A 20,975-nucleotide genomic window follows, 5' to 3' on the forward strand; every position below is an offset into this window, starting at 1 on the left:
CTAGGCGTTGTCGGCGTGCTGTGCTTCGTTCCTGACGCGCAGGGGGCAGCGCGTCCCCCGGTCGTGAGGCGTGTTGTCGTCGTCCAGGAAGTACTGGGCCCACTCCAGGTTGCCCGGCTTGCCGTAACTGCCCAGGAGCGGACTGGCGGGGACGTCGTCGTAGGCGGCCAGGCGGCCGCGGATGATGGTACGGGCGTTGCGTCCCTGCTTGGAGTCCTCGGAGATGTCGTCGAAGACGAAGCGGGGCTGGAAGGTGATCGCGAGGTCCTCGAAGTAGCGGCTGTTGCGCCTGCGGTGGGCCGGGGTGTTGGCGACGACGAACATCGGCATTCCGGCGAAGACGAACTCCCACTCGGGGTCCTCGGTGTCCAGCGGGATGTCCGCCGGCCAGGGCGCGGTGTCCAGGTCGTGCACCCCCTGGAGCAGATCCCACACCAGGGCGCGGAAGCCCTCCACGTCGCGGGCGCGGTCCTCGTCGGTGGTCTCGAAGAACGCCACCAGGGAGGTTCTGCGGCCCAGTTCGGGCGCGAGGGCGACGAAGTCGCCGAGTGCCGCCGCGAGCCGCCGGGCGAGGTCGTCCCCCCGTTCCAGGAACGAGAAGCGCAGGGTGGCCTTGCGCAGCGCGTCCACACCGAAGACGCACGGGAAGAGGGCGCTCTCGTCGAGCATGCGCTTGCGGAACCGCTCGACCGCGTCCGCCTCCCACGCCTTCTCGCGGGGCTGCCGCGGGTCGCACACCAGAGGTGTGGTCAGCGGAGGGGCAGATGGCTCGGAAAAGGAGATTGAAGCGGAATCGGTCATCTGGATACCCCCCGTTGCGTATTGACAGGACGGTGCCGCCGGAATCCCGCCGGGGATTCTCCGCCGGAGTGCCGGTGGCGCCGAGATGGTTTCAGCACAGTCGCGGGATGGAGGACTGCTTATTGAGCCAAACACCGTCTTTTTTCAGCCACTCCGGCGGATGTGCACGGCCGGCTGAGAGCGCGTCCAGCGTGCTGAACACCGTTGCCGTAAGCTCGTGTTGGCAAGGGGATGTCCGGATCCGATGCCCTTTTCGAACGCGGTTAAATCAGGCATTCCGGAACTCCGGCGGATGTCCGTCATCAATCCGGAGTCGCGCTTGCCTGTATTTCGCCGCCCGTTGCGGCGGCCTTCCGGGAACCTCCGGAAAACCCTTCGCCGCTGCCGGGGATTCCGGGGCGAATGAGAGCGGAATTTATTGTTCCACGGTGACCGGCTCGGTCCGCCGGGCGCTGGGCGCACCCGGCTGGGCCCTCACCGCGCCCGCGCCGTACGGGCCGCCCACGCCCCACGCCCGGTGCAGCGTGCCGGCGAAGGCCGCGGCGATGCGGTGCTCGCCGGAAGCGGTGGGGTGGGTGCCGTCGTAGGTGTCGCGGGCCAGGTCCCAGTCGTGCGGCGGTACGGCCGTCAGCAGCGGCGAGGAGGGGGTGGACAGCTCGGCCGCGGCCCGTGCCAGCAGCCCGTTGAAGCGCTCGCACTCGGCGGCGAAGAAGGCGTCATGCCGCGCCCGTGTGTTGGGGATCACCGGCAGCAGCACCATCCGTACCCGCGGCTCGGCGGAACGGGCCTCGGCGACGAAGCGGCGGACGTTGGCGGCGGTGGCGCCGGATCCGGTGTAGAAGCCGAGGTCGATCAGACCGAGGAAGACCAGCAGGGTGTCGGCGCGGTGCTCGCGCACCGCGCCGCCTATCACCGGCGCCATGTGCAGCCAGCCCTCGCCCCAGCCGGCGAGATGGCGGCGGGCGCCGGCGGGGAAGGCGGGATCGGCGTAGTCGTGGGAGACCGGGGCGTCGGCGGCCTTGTCGTACAGCGCGTCGCGCGGGCCGACGATCTCGTACGCGGTGCCGTGCGGTCCGCAGGTGCGCTCCAGATGCCGCCACATGCGGTGGCGCCAGGTGTGCTCACCGGCGCTGCCGATGGTCATGGAGTCGCCGACGAAGAGCACGCGCATCCGCTCATCTTCCCGGAAGGCGGCTGTGACCTGCGACGTGACACCTATCACCCGGCGGCGTCATCAGCTTCGTCCAGCGGGCCCCGTCCACGCCCGGGCGCTCGGCGGTGGTCTCCAGACTGCGCCAGGCCGCCGCCACGGCCGCGCTGTGCCGCTCCGTGGAGTCGGTGATGGTCGCCACCCTTCCGGCGGTCTTCGTCCTGCCGCTGGCCTCGGGCGTCTACATCCCCCGCGAGGTGCTGCCGGACGCACTCGGCGACGTGCTGGTGTACGCCCCCTCCCCCCGACCGTGGACCTGATCCGCTCCGGGTGGACCGGGCAGCTCTCGGCGGCCGAGGTGCCGGTGCGGATCGTGCTGGACGCGGTGTGGGCGGCGCTGTTCGCATGGGTGGCGTTCCGCAGGTTCCGCTGGGGGCCCCGCACCTGACGTGCCGCCGCCCGCCCGGGGCGCGCACGCGCGGACGGCGGCCCCGTGGATGGCAGGCTTGGGCCATGCGGAGGCTTGTGCGCGCCCTGGGCGCGGCGACGGTGATCGTGCTGGCCGGGACGACCGGAGCGACCGGAACAGCGGGGGCGGCCCGGGCGGCCGGCCCCGCCTCCGACGGCTTCACGATCGAGGACGAGCGGATCACCGAGTCCAGCGGCCTGGCGGCCAGCCGCGCCCACCCCGGCGTGTACTGGACGCACAACGACAGCGACGACGGGCCGTACGTCTACGCGATCGACGGCCGCACCGGCGAGACGGTCGCCACCGTCACCCTGACCGGCGTCTCGCCGCGCGACGTCGAGGCCGTCTCCGTCGGCCCGGACGGCGACGTGTACGTCGGCGACATCGGCGACAACTTCGGCGGCCGGTGGCCCGAGGTGTGGATCTACCGCTTCGCCGAGCCCGAGAGGCTGGCCGACCAGGCCGTCGAGGTCACCCGCCACACCGTGCGCTACGCCGACGGCCCGCGCGACGCCGAGTCGCTGGCCGTCCACCCCGTCACCGGGCGGGTGTACATCGTCAGCAAGCACGAGGACGGCGGCGCCCTGTACGCCGGGCCCGAGAAGCTCCCGGCGTCCGGCGCCGCCACCTTCACACGCGTCGCGGACATCGGCCTGTGGGCCACCGACGCCGCCTTCTCCCCGGACGGCACCCGGCTTGCGGTGCGCGGCTACTTCGGCGGGACCATGTACGCCTGGGAGGACGGCAGGCCGCGGGAGCTGGGGCGGCTGACGGTGCCGGTGCAGCGCCAGGGCGAGTCGGTGACCTTCACTCCGGACGGCCGGACCCTGCTGTACGGCACCGAGGGCGAGCGCAGCCCCGTACGGCCCATGCCCCTGACCGAGGAGCAACTCCCCGAGAGCGCGCGGGGGGAGAAGCCGGACCGGACCGGTGACGGCGGCGACGGCAGCGGTGACGGAACCGGGGGCGCCGACCGGAAACCGGACGCCGACGGCGGCGGGGACGGCGGCGGGGAAGACGGCGCAGGAGAGGGGAACACCGCCGGACTCGTCCTCGCCCTCGCCGCGGGCGCCGTCCTCCTCCTGGCCCTGCGCCGCTCGAAGCGGCGCGGAGGCGGAACCTCCTGACGCCGTATCGGCAGCCCCGTCCGGGAGCGGACGCCCGGCCGCCGCACCGGCCGGATGCGCTGCCGAGCGGGGCGGCCGGTCGCGGTAGCGTCCTCCGGGGCCCCGCCCGCCGGTGCCCCCCCGTGTCCGTGCCTGTCCGTGCCTGCCTGTGCCTGTCCGTGCCTGCCTGTGAAGGAGAACCGCGTGCGCGAGCCCGTCCGCCGCACCACCCGCCGCACCACCCGCCGTACCGTCTGCCGCACCACAGCCGCGTCCCGCGCCCGGGGGGCGGCGGCATGAGGGCGCTCACGACTCTCGCCCTGCTCGCGGGCACACTGACCGCGGGCCTGATGGCCGGGCTGTTCGCGGGCTTCGCCTACGCCGTCATGCCCGGTCTGCGCCGCGGCGACGACCGCACCTTCGTCACGGCGATGCGGCGGATCAACGAGGCGATCCTCAACGGCTGGTTCCTGGGCTGCTTCATGGGCGCGCCCGTCGTCATCGCCCTCGCCGTCGCCCTTCAGTGGGCCGGTGACGGGGGCGCGGCCCTGCCGTTCACCGTCGCCGGGCTGGTGCTCTACCTGGTGATGTTCGCCGTCACCGCGGCGGTCAACGTCCCGCTCAACGAGCGTCTCGCCGCCGCCGGCGAGCCGGACGGCGAGGCCGGTCTCGCCGCCGTCCGCGAGCGATTCGAGTCCTCGTGGGTCGCCTGGAACACCGTCCGCGCGGTGGCGGCCACCGCCGCGTTCGGCTGCCTGGCCTGGGCCCTGGTCCTGTACGGGCGCGCCACGGCCTGACGGGGTACGGGCGGTACGGCCCTCAGTCCCCGCCGCCCGGCCGCCGTCCGCTCAGCCCCCGCCGCCCAGCCGCTCGGCGGTCCCGCCGTCCGCGGCGGCGAGGAACGCCGCCAGACCGTCGAGCAGCCGCTCCAGGCCGAACTCGAAGAGCCGCTCCCCGGGGACGGCGAAGGTGTCCTCGGAGAGCGCGGCCGCGTGCGGGTACGCGCCGCTGAGCATCGCCTTCTCCAGCAGGGGCCCGTGGGTGGTCCAGAACTCCTCGTCGCTGATGCCGGTCTGCCGCGCGGCGAGGGCCGCGTGCACGTGGGCGCGGGCGCAGCCGGCGACATAGCCGTCCACGGCGGCGATGAACCCCAGCCGTTCCTGGTCGGTGAGGGGGAGGGAGACCAGGCCGGACAGCGCGTAGTCGAATCCGGCCATGGCGCCGGGGCCGAGCACGGGCCGGGCCAGGCTGGTCTGGAGCAGCCAGGGATGGGCCAGGTACATGCGCCAGTTGCCGTGGGCGACGTACCGCAGGACCGTGCGCCAGTCGGCGTCCCGCGGCGCGTCGTCGCCGGGCATCGTCCGGTAGGCCCGGTCGATCATCAGCTCCAGCAGCTCGGCCTTGCCCGGCACGTAGCGGTAGAGCGACATCGTGCCGACGCCCAGTTCGGCGGCGACGCGGCGCATGGAGAGCGCGTCGATCCCCTCGGCGTCGGCGATCGCGACGCCCGCGGCGGCGATGCGCTCCAGGGTCAGGCCCGGTTTGGGGCCGCGGGAGGGGCGCTCCCCCTGACCCCACAGGAGGTCCAGGCTGCGCTTGAGGTAGCCGCGGTCGCTGTTCTCGCTCGTCATCGCGGTCCATCCTACGGGTGCGCCGGAAAACCGGGTACGGTGTACGCGTAATCGGGTACGCTGTACTCGGTTTCGAAGGGAGGCCACCATGACCACAACCGCGACCCCGTACGCCGTACTGGCGGAAGGGCTGGTGAAGCGGTACGGCGACAGGAACGCGCTGGACGGCTTCGATCTGGAGGTGCGGCGCGGCACCGTGCACGGCCTGCTCGGCCCCAACGGGGCGGGCAAGACCACCGCCGTACGCGTCCTGGCCACGCTCGTCCGGCCCGACGGCGGACGGGCCGGGGTGGCGGGGCACGACGTGGCCCGCGAGCCCGCCCGCGTGCGCCGCCGGATCGGGCTGACCGGGCAGTACGCGGCGGTCGACGAGATCCTCACCGGCCGCCAGAACCTGGAGATGTTCGGCCGCCTGTTCCACCTCGGCACCCGGCGCGCACGGCAGCGGGCCGGGGAGCTGCTGGAGCGCTTCGCGCTCACCGAGGCGGCCGACAAGCCGCTCAAGGCGTACAGCGGCGGCATGCGGCGCCGCCTGGACCTGGCCGCCGGGATGATCCTCGCCCCCGAGGTGCTCTTCCTGGACGAGCCCACCACCGGACTCGACCCGCGCAGCCGCAACGAGGTGTGGGAGGCGGTGCGCTCACTGGTGGCCGGCGGCACGACGGTGCTGCTCACCACGCAGTACCTGGAGGAGGCCGACCGGCTGGCCGACCGCGTCACCGTCATCGACCGCGGCGTGCGCATCGCCGACGACACCCCGGCCGCCCTCAAGAGCGCCGTCGGCGGCGACCGCGTGGAGGTGGTGCTGTACGACGCGGCCGACCTGCCCGCCGCCGCCAAGGTCCTCGCCCGCGTCGCGGACGAGGGCGCCGAGCCGTACACCGACCCCGTGGAGCGCCGGGCGCACGCGCCGGTCACCGACCGGGTGGCCGCGCTCACCGAGGTGGCCCGGACCCTCCAGGACGAGGGCGTCGGGGTGGAGGACATCGGCCTGCGCCGCCCCACCCTGGACGAGGTCTTCCTGAGCCTGACCGGCCACCGTGCCGACACCGCCGACCCCACGACCGCCGGCGCCGGCACCGAGCAGAAGGAGAACGCGGCATGAGCACCCCGACCGGTGCCCCGACCGGAGGCCCGACCGGCAGCCCGACCGGCACCGCCCCGCACCCCGCGGCACCGTCCGGCCCGGAGAACCGCCTGTACTGGGCCCTCGCCGACTGCTGGACGATCGTCCGCCGCGATCTGACCCACCTCGTCCGCCAGCCGTCCATCATCGCCTGGCAGCTCGGCTTCCCGATCGTCTCGGTGCTGCTGTTCGTATACGTCTTCGGCAGCGCCATGGACGTGGGCGCGGCCGACTACGAGTCGTACGCGCTGCCCGGCATGTTCACCATGACGATGGCCTTCGGCTTCATGAACACCGCGATGGCCGTCGCGGTGGACAAGGAGCGCGGGATCACCGACCGCTTCCGCTCCATGCCCATGTCACCGTCGGCGGTGGTCACCGGACGCGGCGTCTCCGACGTGCTGCACGCCGGGCTGGACCTGCTGGTCCTGGCCGCGATCGCCCTGGTGGTCGGCTGGCGCTCGGACGGCGGCCCGCTCGCCACCCTCTACGCCTTCGGGCTGCTGCTCCTGCTGCGCTTCGCGCTGATCTGGGTCGGGGTGTTCATCGGGCTGCTCGTGCCCAACCAGGAGGCGGCGGGGAATCTGTTCGCGCTCGCCTTCCCCTTCGGCATGGTCTCCAGCGTCTTCACCCCGCCCTCGATGATGCCGGACTGGCTGGGCGCGATCGCGATGTGGAACCCGGTCTCCTCCACGGCGAACGCCGTGCGCGACCTCTTCGGCAACCCCGTGCCGGGCGGCGGGAGCTGGATCGAGCAGCACGCGTCGCTGATGGCGGTGGTCTGGCCGCTGGTGATCACGGCGGTCTTCCTGCCCCTGGCGGTACGGCGCTACCAGCGGCTCTCGATCTGAGGGCCGGCGGTGAGGGCCCGCGCCGCTCGGCCGCCGGGCCCTCACCGCTCGCCCACCGGGCGCAGCTCGTACAGCGGCGACCGGTCGAGCATCAGCCGGTGGCCCAGCGGCACCAGCACGCCCCGTACGGGGTGCTTGCGGGTCAGGCGCCGGGCCGCGTGCCGGGCCTCGCGGCCCGACAGCCGCCGTACGTCCACCTTCATCGGGGCGCCCGCCGGGGTGCCGCCCAGAGTGGCGGGGGAGATCTCCGCCTCGGGGCGGCGGCGCAGCCGCTCGGCCGTGCCCGACCGGCCGTGGGCGCGTACGTAGGCGCGGTCGCCCTCCACGGCGATCGCGGTGGCCGTGCCCACCGGCACGCCCTCGCGGTCGTACGTGGCCAGCCAGACGCGCGGCTCGTCGGCGAACAGACTCAGCCCGGTGCCGGGAGTGCTCATGCGCCGCCGGGTACCTCGCCGGGGCCGTACGGAAACGGGCGGGGCCCCACGGGCGGAGATCCCATAGGCGGGCCCGTTTTCGGCCGGTCCCCACCCGGGCCGGGGCTTCCGTCCAGTGCGGCGGGGCGTCGCAGTGTCAGCCGAGGCGTACCGCCGCAAAGTCCTCCCACTGGTACATCCGGTTGTCCCGGCCCAGGGCGATGAGGTCAACCTGCTCGATCCGCGCTGTGGCGGGCTCGGCGTCGACCGCGTTCAGGGCGGCGCGACCGGATCGGCCGGGCCGTCGCTGTTGCTGTAGGCGATCGTCACGTGCGGCGCGAAGCCGTCCGCGGGCTCAGGAACGTCGTCCCATACGTCCGCTATGGCGGCACGGACCGCTGCCCGTACGGCTGCGGGCGGCTCGCTGGGCTCGGCCTCCCACCGGATCGCTTCCGGGGTGATCTCCGGCTGGTGGAGGCGCAGCCCGAAAGGTGCCACGCCCGCCAGGCGCCGACGGGCCGCGTCGGCGATGGCTCGCGCGTCCTGTTCCGGGACCTCGTCCATGAAGCCCAGGCCCTGCATGGTCAGGCGAAGCCATCGGTCGGGGACGAGGTCCAAGCCCGCCACCTCGGCCAGCCCTCGACGGTAAGCGTCGGCCAAACGGTGTACTTCGGTGGCGGTCCGAAAAGTGAAGTGCCAGGTGTAGAAACGGCGGCCGGGCTTCCAGCCCGGCCGCCACCACCAGTGGTCGGCCATGGTTTCGGCGGTCATGCGGGCGCCTTGAGGGGGTCGCGGACCATGGTGGCGAAGCGGGGGGAGTCGGGGAACGGCTGTTGGTCACCGATGTTCCGGTACCCCCACGACTCGTAGACCGCCTTCAGCCGCCCGTCGGAGCGGCTGGGATCGACCAGGAGCGTGGCGCGCCGCTCAGCACGCTCGGCGAGAAGCGTCTCGTGGAGGAGGCGGGAGGTTCCGGCGCCCGCGCTGCCCCGCCATGGGCCGCGGACCATGACTTCCTGGACGGCGAACGTGCGGGTACCGTCCTCGCGGGTGAAGTCCTCCGGCATCGGCTGGAGCATGCTCGACCACCATCTGGTGCCCGGGACGAGGGGGCCGCCGAAGGCGCAGCCGACCGGTTCGTCACCCTGGTAACCGATGACGGTTTCCCAGCCCGGCCGGGAGGCGTAGGAGTCCAAACGCTCGCCGAACCGTTCACGGGAGTTGAAGGGTTCGCCCAACAGGCCGAAGTCGCCGCGGACCTCTTCGTTGAGATCCAGGAGGAGGTCTCGGACACCGTTCGCGAGGCTGCCGGTGCGGCGGAGGGTGAGAGAACCGGTGTCGGTCATGCGGCCACCGCCTTGTAGTAGGTCTTCCAGTCGTGGGTCTCCCGGCTGCGGGGGGCGATTTCGGTGATTCGCGTGGTGAAGTCGCCGAGAATCTTGCGGACGCGGCCATGACCGGCCAGTTCCGAGGGGATACTCCGCGCGGTGGAGACGGCCGGCTCGAGGTCCCCCTGACCGAGTTGGGCGACGGCGAGGTTCGCGTTGACCAGGGCGCGGTTGCGCTCGAAGTCGGGCCGCAGGCCGGAGAGGCTGCGGTGCGCGTGACTTTCGGCCTCGGGATGATTCCCCATGCGCAGGTGGGCGATCATCGCGAGATGATCCAGCTCGGCCTGATCGTAGAAGTCGATCCAGGTGGGTCGCCGGGCATTCTTGTCGGCTCGGTCGAATGCCTTCTGCGCGTTGTCGAGGTAGAGCCGGGCTTTCCTGGCATCCCCCCTTTCGGCGTGGCTGATGCCGATGCGGGCCAGTGCCAGGGAGACGTAGAACGGGTCACGGCGGGCGACGACGGCCCGGGAGCGTTCGGTGGCGGCCAGGGCGTCTGCGCGGCGTCCCCGCTGCTTGTAGAGAATGCTGGCGTGACCCCATACGCGGAACTCGGTGGCGGGGTCGCCCGACAGTCCCGCCAGGGTGACGGTTCGGTTCAGGTGCTGCTCGGCCTCCCGCGGCCTGCGCCCGTCGATCGCGGCCCACATGGCGCTGTTGGAGAAGGCCGCGGCGACCGTGTACAGCTCCGAGCGGATGCGGGACGAGGCGCTGCCGTTCTCCAGAAGGTTCAGGGTCTCCTGGGTGAGCGCCGCGGCGTGCTTCTCCAGTTGGAGGGTGCCGCCGTACCGGTCCTCCATCTTGGTCCAACCGGTGAGTTTGGCCTGCATGCGGTCTACGTCGGCGAAACCGAGGCGGCGCTGCTGCGCGGCGGCTGGTGTGGCCAGTGACGCGCCGGCGGCGGTGGCCGCGGCGAGGAAAGCTCTGCGGTACACAGGGTCCTCCTCTGGGGACGAAGGGGCGAGGGAGGTTTTACCCCTTGGCCGGAACCCTAGGTGTTCAGGTGTTCGGCCTGTGGCTCGTTGAAGGGCGAGGCGTTGCAGTTCGGTCGGCCATGTGGTCTGACCTGAGCGCCAGCGGTAGACGTGGCGTTCGCTGATCGTCCCGTAGGTGCCTGTTAAGTCGGCGACAGCGGCGTTGACCAGGTCGGAAAGGCTTCTGACGGTGACGCCGTGCTCTGCCATCCATTCCACGAGAACCCTGTTCGGTGTTCGCGTCATGACGGAACGTTAGGCCGGTTCCTCGGAGGCGCGCGCAAAGGCGGCGTAAAGATGTCAGGGCCTCGGGGTGCGGCCGGTGTCGCGAATGTCATTCCCGGCGGGTTCTCAATCGCAGTTACCTGGTTACGTCACCACGAGTCACCGAGGAGTCCGGGACTGTGACCAGATTTGCCGTAGACACCACCACGCCACCCACCGCCCCGCTCGTCCGGCCGGGGGTGTGGTGCGAGGCGGTCAGCACCCTTGCGGGCATGCCGGGAACGGCTTCGCGCCGGGACGGGTACGCGGCCCTGAGCCCCGAGGCGGCGATCCGGTGGATACGGGCCGGGGCGCGCACCGTGGCCTGCGTACTCGGCCCGAACCAGGCCGAGTACGTGCTGGACCACTGGGTGGACGGACCCGGTTCGGCGCGGGCGTGCGCCCGGCTGCGCCGGGGCGAGCCCTGCTCGCTGACCCTCTACCCGGGCATCCAGCACCTCACCTGGGAGGCCCGCCCGGTGCGGTTCCTACGTCTGGCGGAGGTCAACGGCGGCTCCCCGTGCGGCCGTCGGTACCGGCCGCGACTGCTGCTGACCGGGAGGGGCGGCCGTGCCCGGTGACGCGTCCCGGACGCCCGGCAGCGCGACGAAGACCAAACAGCCCGGCCCGCTGGACCGCGCGTGCCTGACGGCCAAGGCCAATCCCGGCGCTCTCGCCGTGGTCATCGGCCTTCTCGCTTTCGCTGCCTGGCAGTTGTGGCCGCTGGTTGCTCTCGCTCTCGGTCGATAGCGCCCACCAGCCCTCTCCCAGGCCGGACCGACCGACCCCGGCACCACCTGATTGAAAGGCACCACGACCCGTGAACCCGACCCTGACGCACACCGATGCGGACCTGTCGGACCTGATCCTCGGCCCCCTGGAGCTGGGATGGCTGCGGCCGACCGGCCGCGTCCCGGACGTGCTGCTCGCCTGGGAGAACGGGGCGCTGGGTGAGGCGCCGGCCGGGCTCGCCTGGGACGTGGTGCGCCTCCCCACCGGGGTCGCGTACGAGACGGTGCGGCGGCTCCGCACGGCCCGCGCACCGCTGGGGCCTGTCCTGGCCACCCCGCTGGGTGTGGACTTCCTCGTCGCCCCGGGCTCGGCGGACGGCTGGGACGCCCCCGGCAGCGCCCGCCTGCCCGACCGCACGCTGGTGCTGCTGCCGCACCCGGACTACTGCGAGCCCCGCCACCTGGGCAACCGGTCCTGGATCGTGCGCCCGGCCACGGGGGCGCTCACCGAGGGCCCCGCCCTGCGGGACGCCTACGCCCTGGCCCGCGCGACGGCGCAGGAGGCCGCCCGGTGAGCGCCGTGCCACAGACCCCTGCCCCCGGCGACGGACGTTCCGACTCCCCTGCGGCCCGCCGCCGGGGGCAGGCACCAGACCGCTTCCCCATCCCGTCCCGCACCCGAGGAAGGCATCCCATGGCCGGCGAGCAGAGCCCTGACAGCACAGACCCGAAGACGTGGCTGCTCCAGGGCCTGGTCGAGCGCAACACCCGCATCCGCAGCGCGGCACTGGTCACCTCCGACGGGTTGGTCCGGGCCGTCCACGGCCTGGACGACACCGACACCGCCGATGTCCTGGCGGCCACCGTCTCCGGCCTGTACTCCCTGGCCAGGGGCGCCGCCGCCCGCATCGACACCGGACCCGATCCACACCAGGACGGCGGAGTGCGACAGATGATCCTGGAGCTGAACCACACCCTGCTGTTCGTCTGCGCCGCCGGCGACCGCGCCCACCTGGCCGTCGTCGCCGACCGTGACGCCGACCCGGCCGTGGTCGGCTACGAGATGACGCAACTGGTCAGGCGGGTCCGCACTCACCTGGCCGCGCCCGCCCGCACCACGGCAGCCCTGGGGACGGCCGGATGATGCCGCTCCCGGCGGTACAGGGCCCGGGCCCGCAAAGGACTCCGTGAGGCGTCGCGCCGATGGTGCCGCACGGTGAGCTCGCCGCCCGGCGGGCCGTACGAGGAACGACCAGAAGGAGAAACACAGATGCCCACCACGGCAACGGTGCCGTTCGGCGCTCGCAACCCCCAGCCCCCGTACACCATCACCATCGACCCGAGGGAGTTCACCTACGACCCCGACCGGCAGGTGAACGTGATGGGTGACGGCCGTCTGTGGGCCCACACCCCGGTGGCCGCGTCCAGCACCGCGACCAACAACGACTCCAACGGACCGGCGGACGAGACGTCCGATCCGTACGCCTTCCCCGCCGACTACGTCGAAGCCGCCTGATGGCCGTGCCGCGCGGGCACGTCCTGGTCGTCGCCGAGAACCTGGACGCGAGCGCCGATCTCGTCGTCCAGGCCCTCAACGACCGGAAGGTGCCGGTGACCAGATTCGACATTGCCGACTTCCCCCGGCGCATCACGCTCACGGCCGGGCACGACGGCCATGCGCCCGGCTGGCGCGGGGAGTTGAGCACCGGTGCCCGCGCGGCGCGGCTGGAGGAGGTCCGGGCCGTCTACTACCGGCGGCCTGGCCTCCCCCGCGTCTCGCCACAGGTGGCCGAGGAGTACCGGGAGTGGGCGCGCGCGCAGGCACTGGTGGGCATGGTGCAGGTCCTCTCCTCGCTGCCGGTGGTGTGGATGCACCACCCGGACACCTACCGGGCCGCGGCCCACAAGCCCGCCCAACTCGTCGCCGCCACCGACGCCGGGCTCACGGTGCCCCGCACCCTGATCACCAACAGTCTCGACCGGGCCCGCCGTTGGGCCGCCCGGATCGACGGTCCGCTGGTGTGCAAGCCCATCGCCGCCGCCCCACTGCACCGGCCTGGTGAGAAGCCGCTGACGCTGCCCACCCGTCGCGTGGAGCGAAACGAGCTGGACGAGTCGCTGGAGACGACCGCGCACCTGCTCCAGGAGTGGGTGCCCAAGCAGTACGAGGTGCGGCTGACCGTCGTCGGCGACCGGATGTTCCCCGCCGCGATCCATGCCGGCAGTGAGGCCGCCCGCGTGGACTGGCGCGCCGACTACGACGCGCTGAGCTACGAACCCGTGCCCATCCCCGAGCCGGTGGCCGAGTCCGTACGCCGGTTCATGGACCACTACCACCTGAACTACGGGGCGTTCGACTTCGCCGTCACCCCGGTCGGCCGCTGGGTGTTCTTCGAGTGCAACCCCGCCGGGCAGTGGCAGTTCATCGCCGCCGCCACCAAGTTACCGATCGCCGAGGCCCACGCCGACCTTCTGCAAGGAGCCGCCGCATGACCGCCCCCGCCGACCCCGCGCGAGATCTCCGCACCACCCTGGCACACCGGCTCACCGCCCCCGGCGACCCGTGGCGGGCCGCGTTCGAGACGGTGCCCCGGCACGTGTTCGTACCCTCCTTCCACGAGCAGGCGGAGGACGGCCGGTGGGTGACCATCACCCCCGAGAACCCGCGTTACTGGGAGGCCGTCTACTCCGACCGCGCACTGACCACCCAAATCGCCGACGGCACACCTACATCGTCGTCCAGCCAGCCGAGCCTGATGCTGGAGATGCTTCACGCCCTGGACGTGGCCGACGGGCACAGGGTGCTGGAAGTCGGCACCGGCACCGGCTACAACGCCGCCCTCCTCTCCCACCGGCTCGGCGACAGCCGGGTGACCACCATGGACGTGGACCCCGACCTGACCGGGGCCGCCGCCCGGCGCCTCGGCGAGGCCGGACACCACCCGGCCGTGCGCGTCGGCGACGGCGCGCACGGCGTCCCCGACCGGGCCCCGTACGACCGGATCATCGCCACCTGCGGCCTGCCTTCCGTGCCGTGGCCGTGGATCGAACAGGCCGGAGAGGGCACGGTGATCGTGGTTCCCATCGGCTGGGGCGTCGCCCGCCTGACCGTCCACGACGACGCCGCCGAGGGCTCCTTCCTTCCTGGTGGGGCCTACTTCATGCCCCGCCGCACGGGTGCCGTCGCCCCGGACTTCGCCGGCCTGGAGCACACCGAGCCCCGCCCCTCCCGTACCACCACTCCGGTCGACGCACTCCACCACCTGGAGTTCCCGCTGTCCCTGACCATGCCCGGTTACCGGTCGTGCACCTGGAACCGCGAGGACGACGGCACGGCGGAGAGCCTGGGCCTGTGGACGCCCGATGGGTCGATCGCCCGTGTCGGCGCCGACGGCACTGTCCGCCAGGCCGGGCCTCGTCGCCTGTGGGAGACCGTGGAGGAGTTGCACCGACAGTTCCCGAACACGGCTCCCGCCCGTGACTCTTTCGGCATCACCGTCACCTCCGGCCGCCAGTGGGTGTGGCTGGGCGACCCGCGAGGGCCTGGCTGGGATCTACCGCCCGTCTCCGGCGCCGGAGGCCGCTTCCTGTAGAACGGCGCACATGGACGACGAGACCTGGGAGACGATCGGCCGACTCGTGAAGCGGCTGGACGAACACGGCACCGCCTCACCGGAGACGGCCCGGCTGCTGCGCATCCTCAAGATCGGCGAGGAAGCCGGGGAGGTCGCCGAGGCCGTCCACGGCGCGATGGGCTCCAATCCCCGCAAGGGGCACAGCCACACCTGGGACGACGTGCAGAAGGAGCTGTGCGACGTGGCCCTCACCGCGATGGTCGCGCTGCGCACCATCACCCCGGACGCGCAGCGGGTGTTCCGCGAGAACCTGGAGCGCGTCGCCGCGCGGGACGCGCCCCGCTGACCCGCCTCCCGCGAGGGGCGGGGACGGCGGGGAGGACGGCGCCGCCGGCCGCCGGGACCGCGACGGGCCCCGGCGGCCGGCGGCCGGCGGCCGGGTGTGTACGGGCCGCCGTACGGCTCAGAGGCGCTCGGCGACGTAGTCCACGCAGGCCGTCAGCGCCTCGACGTCCGCCGGCTCGACGGCCGGGAACATCGCCACGCGAAGCTGGTTGCGGCCCAGCTTGCGGTACGGCTCGGTGTCCACGATGCCGTTGGCGCGCAGCGCCTTGGCGATCGCGGAGGCGTCCACGCCCTCGGCGAAGTCGATCGTGCCGACGACCTGGGAGCGCTGGGCCGGGTCGGCCACGAAGGGCGTGGCGAACTCCGACTTCTCCGCCCAGCCGTACAGCCGCGAGGAGGAGTCGGCGGTGCGGGAGACGGCCCAGTCCAGACCGCCCTGGCCGTTGATCCACTCCAGCTGGTCGGCCAGCAGGAAGAGGGTGGCGATGGCCGGGGTGTTGTACGTCTGGTTCTTGCGGGAGTTGTCGATCGCGGTCGGCAGGTCGAAGAACGCCGGGATGTGCCGGTCGGTCGCGGCGATCCGCTCGGCCCGCTCCAGCGCGGCCGGGGAGAACACGCCCAGCCACAGGCCGCCGTCCGCGGCGAACGACTTCTGCGGGGCGAAGTAGTAGACGTCCGTCTCGGAGACGTCCACCGGGAGGCCGCCCGCGCCGGAGGTGGCGTCCACCAGGACCAGCGCGCCCTCGTCCGCGCCCTCGACCCGCTTGATCGGCATGGCGACGCCGGTGGAGGTCTCGTTGTGGGTGAAGGCGTACACGTCCACGCCCGCCTCGGCGCTCGGCAGCGGGTGGGTGCCGGGCTCGGAGGAGATCACGGACGGCTCGGCCAGCCAGGGGGCGAGCTTGGCGGCCTTGGCGAACTTCGAGGAGAACTCGCCGAAGGACAGGTGCTGGGACCTGGACTCGATCAGGCCGTGGGTCGCGATGTCCCAGAAGGCGGTGGAGCCGCCGTTGCCCAGGACGACCTCGTAACCCTCCGGAAGACCGAAGAGCTCCTTCACTCCCTCGCGCACCCTGCCGACCAGGTTCTTGACCGGAGCCTGGCGGTGTGAGGTGCCCAGCAGGGACGTACCGGTGGCGGCCAGGGCGCTCAGCGCCTCCGTCCGCACCTTGGACGGGCCCGAACCGAATCGTCCGTCGGCGGGCTTGATGTCTGCGGGAATCTGGAGATCGGCCACGCTGTGAAGCGTAGTCCGTGTCCGTCGTGTGTTCCGTGAGGCGTCCACCCCGCGAGACGCGCCGTGGACGGGCCGTGGACGCACGGCGAGGCGTGCCGCGGAGCACGTGGCGGAACACACCGAGGGGCGCCTGGTGCGGACGGGGCCGGTCGGGATGCACGCTGTTGCCATGGGTGACGACGCGGCGAGGGCGGCACGGGAGCAGGCGCGCACGGCGCTGGAGCGCACGGCGCAGGCGGAGGAGTACGAGCGGGCGCGGGAGGCGGTGCGGGCGCTGCGGGCGGCCGTACGGGGGGAGGTCGCCGACGACGCGGGCGCCCGCGCGCTGGTGACGATGGACGCGTCCAACTACCGGCGGGTGCCGCTGGCCGTGGTCGCGCCGCGCGACGCCGGCGACGTGGCGGCGGCGCTGGCGGTGTGCCGGGAGCTGGGGGTGCCGGTGGTGCCGCGCGGCGGGGGCACGTCCATCGCCGGGCAGGCGACGGGCACGGGGGTGGTGCTGGACTTCACCCGCCACATGGACGCGGTCCTGTCGGTCGATCCGCGGGCGCGTACCGCCGTCGTCCAGCCGGGCGTGGTCCTGGACGACCTGTGCCGCGCGGCCGGCGCCCACGGGCTGACCTTCGGCCCCGACCCCTCGACCCACAGCCGCTGCACGATCGGCGGGATGATCGGCAACAACTCCTGCGGCTCCCACTCGGTGGCCTGGGGCACGACCGCCGACAACGTCCGCGCCCTGGACGTGCTCACCTACGGCGGTGAACGCGCCCGGCTCGCGCCCGGCGGGGAGGGCGTGCCCGAGCGGCTGCGCGCCGGGGCGCGGGAACTGGTGGGCGGGGAGCTCGCCCGGCTGCGCACCGGCTTCCCCGATCTGCCGCGCCGTATCTCCGGTTACGCCCTGGACGCGCTGCTGCCCGAGCGGGGCGAGGACTGGGCACGGGCGTTCACCGGCAGCGAGGGCACCCTCGGGGTGGTCACGGCCGCCACGGTGAGGCTGGTGGAGCGGCCCGGCGCACGGGTGCTGGCGGTGCTCGGCTACGCGGACGAGAGCGCGGCGGCCGAGGCGGCCGTCACCCTCCTCCCGCACCGCCCGCTGACGGTGGAGGGCATGGCGGGCGATCTGGTGCCCGAGGCCGAGCGGACGCTGCTGCCCCGGGGCGGGGCGTGGCTGTTCGTCGAGGTCGGCGGCGCGGACGCGGCCGAGGCGCGGGCGAGTGCCGAGCGGCTGTGCCGGGCGGCGGCCGGGGACGCCGCTGACCACGCGCTGGTCGCCGACCCGGCCGGGCAGCGCGCCCTGTGGCGGGTGCGCGAGGACGCCTCCGGCACCGCCACCCGCATGCCCGACGGCAGCGAGGCGTGGCCCGGCTGGGAGGACTGCGCGGTTCCGCCCGCCCGGCTGGGCGCGTATCTGCGGGACTTCCGCGCGCTGCTGGCCGACCACGGGCTGCGCGGGCTGCCGTACGGCCACTTCGGCGACGGCTGCATCCACGTGCGCATCGACTTCGACCTGATCGGCGAGGCGGGCATCGCCCGCTTCCGCCGCTTCTCCACCGACCTGGCCGGTCTGGTGGTCGCGCACGGCGGCTCGCTGTCGGGCGAGCACGGCGACGGGCAGGCGCGCGCCGAACTGCTGCCGCGCATGTACGGGCGGGAGACGGTGGAGCTGTTCGGCCGCTTCAAGGACCTGTGGGATCCCGACGGCGGTCTCAACCCCGGCATGCTGGTGCGCCCCCACCGCCTGGACGAGAACCTCCGCTTCGCGCCGCTGCCGCGCGAGCCCCTTCCCGTCGTCTACGGCTACCCGGGCGACGGCGGCGACTTCTCCGCGGCGGTACGGCGCTGCGTGGGGGTGGCCAAGTGCCGCAACCCCGCCGGGAGTCCGGGCGTGATGTGCCCCTCCTACCGGGCGACGGGGGAGGAGAAGCACTCCACGCGCGGCCGGGCGCGGCTGCTGCACGAGATGCTCGCGGGCGAGGTGGTCACCGACGGCTGGCGCTCGGAGGAGGTCCGCGAGGCGCTGGACCTGTGCCTGTCGTGCAAGGGCTGCCGCAGGGACTGCCCGGTGGGGGTGGACATGGCCACCTACAAGGCGGAGTTCCTGCACCACCACTACGCGGGCCGCCGCCGTCCGACGGCCCACTACACGATGGGCCGGCTGCCGCTGTGGCTGCGGGCGGTGGCGGCCACCCGTACCGCGCCGCTGCTCAACGCCCTGGCCCGCACCCCGCTGGCGGCCCTGGCCAAGCGGCTGGGCGGCATCGCCCCGGAGCGGGACATCCCGCCGCTGCCGCGCGCCCCGTTCCTGCGCCGGTGGCGCGCGCACCGCCGCACGAGCCCCGTGCGTCCGGCGCGCGGCGGGCGGCGCGTCGTGCTGTGGCCGGACACCTTCACCAACCACCTCTCCCCCGAGGCGGGCACCGCGGCCGTCCGGGTGCTGGAGGCGGCCGGGCTGGAGGTGGTCCCGCCGCCGGGGGCGGACCGGGTCTGCTGCGGCCTGACCTGGATCTCCACCGGCCAGCTCGACGGCGCGCGCCGCGTGCTGCGCCGCACCCTGGACCGGCTGGAGCCCGTACTGGAGGCGGGGGCCCCGGTGGTCGTGCTGGAACCGCCGTGCGCGGCGGCGCTGCGCACCGACGCCCCCGAACTGCTCCCGGACGATCCGCGCGCGAAGCGGCTGGCCGCCGCCGTGCGTACCTTCGCGCAGGCCCTGGAGGAGTACGCCCCCGACTGGACCCCGCCGCGGATCGGCCGCCCGGTGGCCGGCCAGACCCACTGCCACCAGCACGCCGTGCTGGGCGACGCGGCGGAGCGGCGGCTGCGGGAGAAGGCCGGGCTGACCGGCGGGCTGAGCGACGGCTGCTGCGGGCTGGCGGGCAACTTCGGCTTCGAGAAAGGGCACTTCGAGGTCTCGGCCGCCTGCGCGGAGGAGAAGCTGCTGCCGGCGGTGCGCGGCGCCGAGCCGGGTACGGAGCTGCTGGCCGACGGCTACTCCTGCCGCACCCAGCTCGCCCAGCTCGGCGGGTACCGCGCCCGCCACCTGGCGGAGGTGCTGGCCGAGGCGCTGGACGGGCCGCCCGGTGGCGCGACGGGGGGCACGGCGAAAGTTACGGATGCGTAACTTACTGTCGGGTTACCAGCGGTAAGTTCTGCGTCTACTCTCGGGTCGCTTCCCCCGCACGCCCGCCGGCCGCCCCCACGCCGGCGGCACGACACAGGAAGGGGACCCATGGGACACCCCCGCAGGCGCCTGCGCACGTCCACCGCCGTGGCCGCCGTCTCGGCCGCGATGCTGGCCGGGACCGCCGCCGGCCCGGCCTCCGCCGCCCACGGCGCGACCGCCCCGTCCACCGTCCGCTTCGTCGAGATCCCCGGCGACGGCGGCACGCCGCTGGCCGCCAACGTCGTCGTCCCCGGCGACGCGGACGGCGAGCGCCGCTACCCGCTCGTCGTGCTCCCCACCAGCTGGTCCATGCCGCAGGTCGAGTACCTCGCCCAGGCGAAGAAGCTCGCCGACTCCGGCTACGTGGTGCTCAGCTACAACTCGCGCGGCTTCTGGCAGTCCGGCGGCGAGATCGAGGTCGCCGGCCCGCCCGACGTCGCCGACGCCTCGAAGGCCATCGACTGGGCGCTGGCCAACACCCCCGCCGACCCCGGGCGGATCGGCATGGCCGGCATCTCCTACGGCGCCGGCATCAGCCTGCTGGCCTCGGCCCACGACGACCGGATCAGAGCCGTGGTCGCCATGAGCGGCTGGGCCGACCTGGTCGGCTCCATCTACAGCGGCCGCACCCAGCACACCCAGGCGGCCGCTTTCCTCACCGGCGCCGGCTACCTCACCGGCCGCCCCGGCGACGAGTTCCAGGAGATCATCACCGGCTTCCTCTCCTCCGACCTGGAGAAGGAGGGAGACATGATCGCCTGGGGCGAGAAGCGCTCCGCCGCCACCCACATCGACCGCATCAACGCCAACGGGCCCGCGATCATGCTGGGCAACGCCTGGGGCGACTCGATCTTCCCGCCCAACCAGTACGCCGACTTCTACGAGAAGCTGACCGGTCCCAAGCGCCTGGAGTTCCGGCACGGAGACCACGCCACCCCCGAGATGCCCGGCCTGCTGGGCCTGCCCAACGAGGTGTGGAACAACGCCGAGCGCTGGCTCGACCACCACCTCAAGGGCGAGGACAACGGAATCGACCGCGAGCGGCCCGTCCAGCTCACCGACCGCCAGGGCGACCAGGAGGGCTACCCCGACTGGAAGTCCGTCCCCTCGGGCACCGAGCGGATCGCGCTGAAGGACACCGATCGCGTCCTGGCGAACGTCGACTCCGGCGCGAACGGCGGCACGGTCCTCCTCTCCAGCATCTTCGACCGGCTCACCGGCATCCCGCCGACGGTCTCCGTCCCGCTGCTGCCCGACCGGTACTCCGCGGTCTGGAAGTCCGAGCGGTACACCACCGCCCGGCAGATCCGGGGCACCGCGAAGCTGCACACCACGGTGACCGCCGACAGGTCCAGCGGCACCTTCGTCGCCCACCTCTACGACGTCAACGCCCTCGGGGTGGGCAGGCTGGTCACCCACGCGCCGTTCAGCTTCCACGGCAAGACGCCGGGCGAGGCGTTCGGCGTGGACCTGGAGCTGTTCTCGACCGCCTACGACGTCCCGGCCGGGCACCGGCTCGCCCTGGTGATCGACACCGTCGACCCGCTCTACGCCGAGCACAACCCGTTCGGCGCGAGGCTCACCTTCTCCTCGCCCGCGGACGACCCCTCGTACGCCGAGATCCCCGTGCGCGAATGAACGCCCCGCCGGCCCGCGCCGGCGTCCACCGGCCGTACCCCGCCGCCTCCGGCGGGGTACGGCCGTCCGCTTTCCGCGGTCGGTTCCGCCGGCGGGCCCGGGCGCGGGAGGGAGCGAGC

23 protein-coding genes are annotated in these 20,975 nt (G+C 73.3%); 15 read left to right on the forward strand and 8 right to left on the reverse strand.

The genetic code is table 11. The features are described from left to right. Both QPK52_RS15680 and QPK52_RS15685 read right to left on the reverse strand, forming a co-directional pair. Positions 1–738, reverse strand: a complete 738-nt coding sequence (locus QPK52_RS15680; protein ID WP_410538111.1) for a YqcI/YcgG family protein — start codon at positions 736–738, stop codon at positions 1–3. A gap of 478 nt (positions 739–1,216) precedes the next feature. Continuing rightward, a complete protein-coding gene (locus QPK52_RS15685; protein WP_410538112.1) occupies positions 1,217–1,972 on the reverse strand; it encodes a GDSL-type esterase/lipase family protein in 756 nt (251 codons plus the stop codon). 107 nt (positions 1,973–2,079) lie between these two features. On the opposite strand from QPK52_RS15685, the gene QPK52_RS15690 reads away from it, so the two are divergent. From QPK52_RS15690 to QPK52_RS15705, 4 genes are all read left to right on the forward strand, one after another. Continuing rightward, positions 2,080–2,271: a hypothetical protein gene (locus QPK52_RS15690; protein WP_410538113.1), complete on the forward strand. Its 192-nt coding sequence runs from the start codon at positions 2,080–2,082 to the stop codon at positions 2,269–2,271. After that, positions 2,262–2,399, forward strand: coding sequence for a hypothetical protein (locus QPK52_RS15695; protein WP_410538114.1), 138 nt, complete (start codon positions 2,262–2,264; stop codon positions 2,397–2,399). Before QPK52_RS15690 ends, QPK52_RS15695 begins: the two co-directional genes overlap by 10 nt. A gap of 65 nt (positions 2,400–2,464) precedes the next feature. After that, positions 2,465–3,547: a hypothetical protein gene (locus tag QPK52_RS15700; protein WP_410538115.1), complete on the forward strand. Its 1,083-nt coding sequence runs from the start codon at positions 2,465–2,467 to the stop codon at positions 3,545–3,547. 275 nt (positions 3,548–3,822) lie between these two features. Then, positions 3,823–4,323, forward strand: coding sequence for a DUF1772 domain-containing protein (locus QPK52_RS15705; RefSeq protein ID WP_410538116.1), 501 nt, complete (start codon positions 3,823–3,825; stop codon positions 4,321–4,323). A gap of 51 nt (positions 4,324–4,374) precedes the next feature. Here QPK52_RS15705 and QPK52_RS15710 read toward each other — a convergent pair whose 3' ends face one another. Continuing rightward, positions 4,375–5,157: a TetR/AcrR family transcriptional regulator gene (locus QPK52_RS15710; protein ID WP_410538117.1), complete on the reverse strand. Its 783-nt coding sequence runs from the start codon at positions 5,155–5,157 to the stop codon at positions 4,375–4,377. Positions 5,158–5,245: 88 nt separating this feature from the next. On the opposite strand from QPK52_RS15710, the gene QPK52_RS15715 reads away from it, so the two are divergent. Continuing rightward, positions 5,246–6,262, forward strand: a complete 1,017-nt coding sequence (locus QPK52_RS15715) for an ATP-binding cassette domain-containing protein (RefSeq protein WP_410538118.1) — start codon at positions 5,246–5,248, stop codon at positions 6,260–6,262. Beyond that, a complete protein-coding gene (locus tag QPK52_RS15720) occupies positions 6,259–7,134 on the forward strand; it encodes an ABC transporter permease (RefSeq protein WP_410538119.1) in 876 nt (291 codons plus the stop codon). Before QPK52_RS15715 ends, QPK52_RS15720 begins: the two co-directional genes overlap by 4 nt. Positions 7,135–7,175: 41 nt before the next feature. Here the strand turns inward: QPK52_RS15720 and QPK52_RS15725 are convergent, their stop codons facing one another. From QPK52_RS15725 to QPK52_RS15740, 4 genes are all read right to left on the reverse strand, one after another. Beyond that, positions 7,176–7,568, reverse strand: a complete 393-nt coding sequence (locus tag QPK52_RS15725; protein ID WP_410538120.1) for a pyridoxamine 5'-phosphate oxidase family protein — start codon at positions 7,566–7,568, stop codon at positions 7,176–7,178. Positions 7,569–7,820: 252 nt separating this feature from the next. After that, positions 7,821–8,318, reverse strand: coding sequence for a 2'-5' RNA ligase family protein (locus QPK52_RS15730; RefSeq protein ID WP_410538121.1), 498 nt, complete (start codon positions 8,316–8,318; stop codon positions 7,821–7,823). Next, positions 8,315–8,893: an N-acetyltransferase gene (locus tag QPK52_RS15735; RefSeq protein ID WP_410538122.1), complete on the reverse strand. Its 579-nt coding sequence runs from the start codon at positions 8,891–8,893 to the stop codon at positions 8,315–8,317. The genes QPK52_RS15730 and QPK52_RS15735 overlap by 4 nt, the downstream gene beginning before the upstream one ends. Further along, positions 8,890–9,867 (reverse strand): Tat pathway signal protein, encoded by a 978-nt coding sequence (locus QPK52_RS15740; RefSeq protein ID WP_410538123.1) that lies wholly within the window; start codon positions 9,865–9,867, stop codon positions 8,890–8,892. Before QPK52_RS15740 ends, QPK52_RS15735 begins: the two co-directional genes overlap by 4 nt. A gap of 536 nt (positions 9,868–10,403) precedes the next feature. Between QPK52_RS15740 and QPK52_RS15745 the strand changes: the two genes are divergently transcribed. From QPK52_RS15745 to QPK52_RS15775, 7 genes are all read left to right on the forward strand, one after another. Continuing rightward, complete coding sequence (locus QPK52_RS15745) at positions 10,404–10,751, forward strand: hypothetical protein (RefSeq protein ID WP_410538124.1); 348 nt, start codon at positions 10,404–10,406, stop codon at positions 10,749–10,751. A gap of 239 nt (positions 10,752–10,990) precedes the next feature. Further along, a complete protein-coding gene (locus tag QPK52_RS15750) occupies positions 10,991–11,476 on the forward strand; it encodes a hypothetical protein (protein ID WP_410538125.1) in 486 nt (161 codons plus the stop codon). A 119-nt stretch (positions 11,477–11,595) separates the two neighbouring features. Next, positions 11,596–12,045 carry a roadblock/LC7 domain-containing protein gene (locus QPK52_RS15755; protein WP_410538126.1) on the forward strand — a complete coding sequence of 150 codons (450 nt, stop codon included), beginning with the start codon at positions 11,596–11,598 and terminating at the stop codon, positions 12,043–12,045. A gap of 126 nt (positions 12,046–12,171) precedes the next feature. After that, positions 12,172–12,417, forward strand: coding sequence for a putative ATP-grasp-modified RiPP (gene tgmA, locus QPK52_RS15760; protein WP_410538127.1), 246 nt, complete (start codon positions 12,172–12,174; stop codon positions 12,415–12,417). After that, a complete protein-coding gene (gene tgmB / locus QPK52_RS15765; RefSeq protein ID WP_410538128.1) occupies positions 12,417–13,394 on the forward strand; it encodes an ATP-grasp ribosomal peptide maturase in 978 nt (325 codons plus the stop codon). Before tgmA ends, tgmB begins: the two co-directional genes overlap by 1 nt. Beyond that, complete coding sequence (locus QPK52_RS15770; protein WP_410538129.1) at positions 13,391–14,494, forward strand: methyltransferase domain-containing protein; 1,104 nt, start codon at positions 13,391–13,393, stop codon at positions 14,492–14,494. The genes tgmB and QPK52_RS15770 overlap by 4 nt, the downstream gene beginning before the upstream one ends. Positions 14,495–14,504: 10 nt before the next feature. Further along, positions 14,505–14,822 carry a MazG-like family protein gene (locus QPK52_RS15775; RefSeq protein WP_410538130.1) on the forward strand — a complete coding sequence of 106 codons (318 nt, stop codon included), beginning with the start codon at positions 14,505–14,507 and terminating at the stop codon, positions 14,820–14,822. Between the two features lie 117 nt (positions 14,823–14,939). On the opposite strand, the gene serC is transcribed toward QPK52_RS15775, so the two are convergent. Then, a complete protein-coding gene (gene serC / locus QPK52_RS15780) occupies positions 14,940–16,058 on the reverse strand; it encodes a phosphoserine transaminase (RefSeq protein WP_410538131.1) in 1,119 nt (372 codons plus the stop codon). A 169-nt stretch (positions 16,059–16,227) separates the two neighbouring features. Between serC and QPK52_RS15785 the strand changes: the two genes are divergently transcribed. Both QPK52_RS15785 and QPK52_RS15790 read left to right on the forward strand, forming a co-directional pair. Continuing rightward, entirely contained in the window at positions 16,228–19,176 is a 2,949-nt protein-coding gene (locus QPK52_RS15785; RefSeq protein WP_410538132.1) for an FAD-binding and (Fe-S)-binding domain-containing protein, read from the forward strand. A gap of 108 nt (positions 19,177–19,284) precedes the next feature. Beyond that, positions 19,285–20,856 (forward strand): alpha/beta fold hydrolase, encoded by a 1,572-nt coding sequence (locus QPK52_RS15790; RefSeq protein ID WP_410538133.1) that lies wholly within the window; start codon positions 19,285–19,287, stop codon positions 20,854–20,856. Positions 20,857–20,975: the final 119 nt, after the last annotated feature.

Source organism: Streptomyces sp. KL2, assembly GCF_046529545.1.
GTDB classification, from domain to species: Bacteria; Actinomycetota; Actinomycetes; order Streptomycetales; family Streptomycetaceae; genus Streptomyces; species Streptomyces radiopugnans.

What these genes read in the sequence shown, in the direction of transcription:
- QPK52_RS15685 (WP_410538112.1), bottom strand. Translation starts at nt 1,972, where the DNA reads ATGCGCGTGCTCTTCGTCGGCGACTCCATGACCATCGGCAGCGCCGGT.
- QPK52_RS15720 (WP_410538119.1), top strand. Translation starts at nt 6,259, where the DNA reads ATGAGCACCCCGACCGGTGCCCCGACCGGAGGCCCGACCGGCAGCCCG.
- QPK52_RS15785 (WP_410538132.1), top strand. Translation starts at nt 16,228, where the DNA reads ATGGGTGACGACGCGGCGAGGGCGGCACGGGAGCAGGCGCGCACGGCG.
- QPK52_RS15705 (WP_410538116.1), top strand. Translation starts at nt 3,823, where the DNA reads ATGAGGGCGCTCACGACTCTCGCCCTGCTCGCGGGCACACTGACCGCG.
- tgmA (WP_410538127.1), top strand. Translation starts at nt 12,172, where the DNA reads ATGCCCACCACGGCAACGGTGCCGTTCGGCGCTCGCAACCCCCAGCCC.
- QPK52_RS15725 (WP_410538120.1), bottom strand. Translation starts at nt 7,568, where the DNA reads ATGAGCACTCCCGGCACCGGGCTGAGTCTGTTCGCCGACGAGCCGCGC.
- tgmB (WP_410538128.1), top strand. Translation starts at nt 12,417, where the DNA reads ATGGCCGTGCCGCGCGGGCACGTCCTGGTCGTCGCCGAGAACCTGGAC.
- QPK52_RS15715 (WP_410538118.1), top strand. Translation starts at nt 5,246, where the DNA reads ATGACCACAACCGCGACCCCGTACGCCGTACTGGCGGAAGGGCTGGTG.
- QPK52_RS15790 (WP_410538133.1), top strand. Translation starts at nt 19,285, where the DNA reads ATGGGACACCCCCGCAGGCGCCTGCGCACGTCCACCGCCGTGGCCGCC.
- QPK52_RS15700 (WP_410538115.1), top strand. Translation starts at nt 2,465, where the DNA reads ATGCGGAGGCTTGTGCGCGCCCTGGGCGCGGCGACGGTGATCGTGCTG.
- QPK52_RS15770 (WP_410538129.1), top strand. Translation starts at nt 13,391, where the DNA reads ATGACCGCCCCCGCCGACCCCGCGCGAGATCTCCGCACCACCCTGGCA.
- QPK52_RS15745 (WP_410538124.1), top strand. Translation starts at nt 10,404, where the DNA reads ATGCCGGGAACGGCTTCGCGCCGGGACGGGTACGCGGCCCTGAGCCCC.
- QPK52_RS15775 (WP_410538130.1), top strand. Translation starts at nt 14,505, where the DNA reads ATGGACGACGAGACCTGGGAGACGATCGGCCGACTCGTGAAGCGGCTG.
- QPK52_RS15735 (WP_410538122.1), bottom strand. Translation starts at nt 8,893, where the DNA reads ATGACCGACACCGGTTCTCTCACCCTCCGCCGCACCGGCAGCCTCGCG.
- QPK52_RS15710 (WP_410538117.1), bottom strand. Translation starts at nt 5,157, where the DNA reads ATGACGAGCGAGAACAGCGACCGCGGCTACCTCAAGCGCAGCCTGGAC.
- QPK52_RS15755 (WP_410538126.1), top strand. Translation starts at nt 11,596, where the DNA reads ATGGCCGGCGAGCAGAGCCCTGACAGCACAGACCCGAAGACGTGGCTG.
- QPK52_RS15730 (WP_410538121.1), bottom strand. Translation starts at nt 8,318, where the DNA reads ATGACCGCCGAAACCATGGCCGACCACTGGTGGTGGCGGCCGGGCTGG.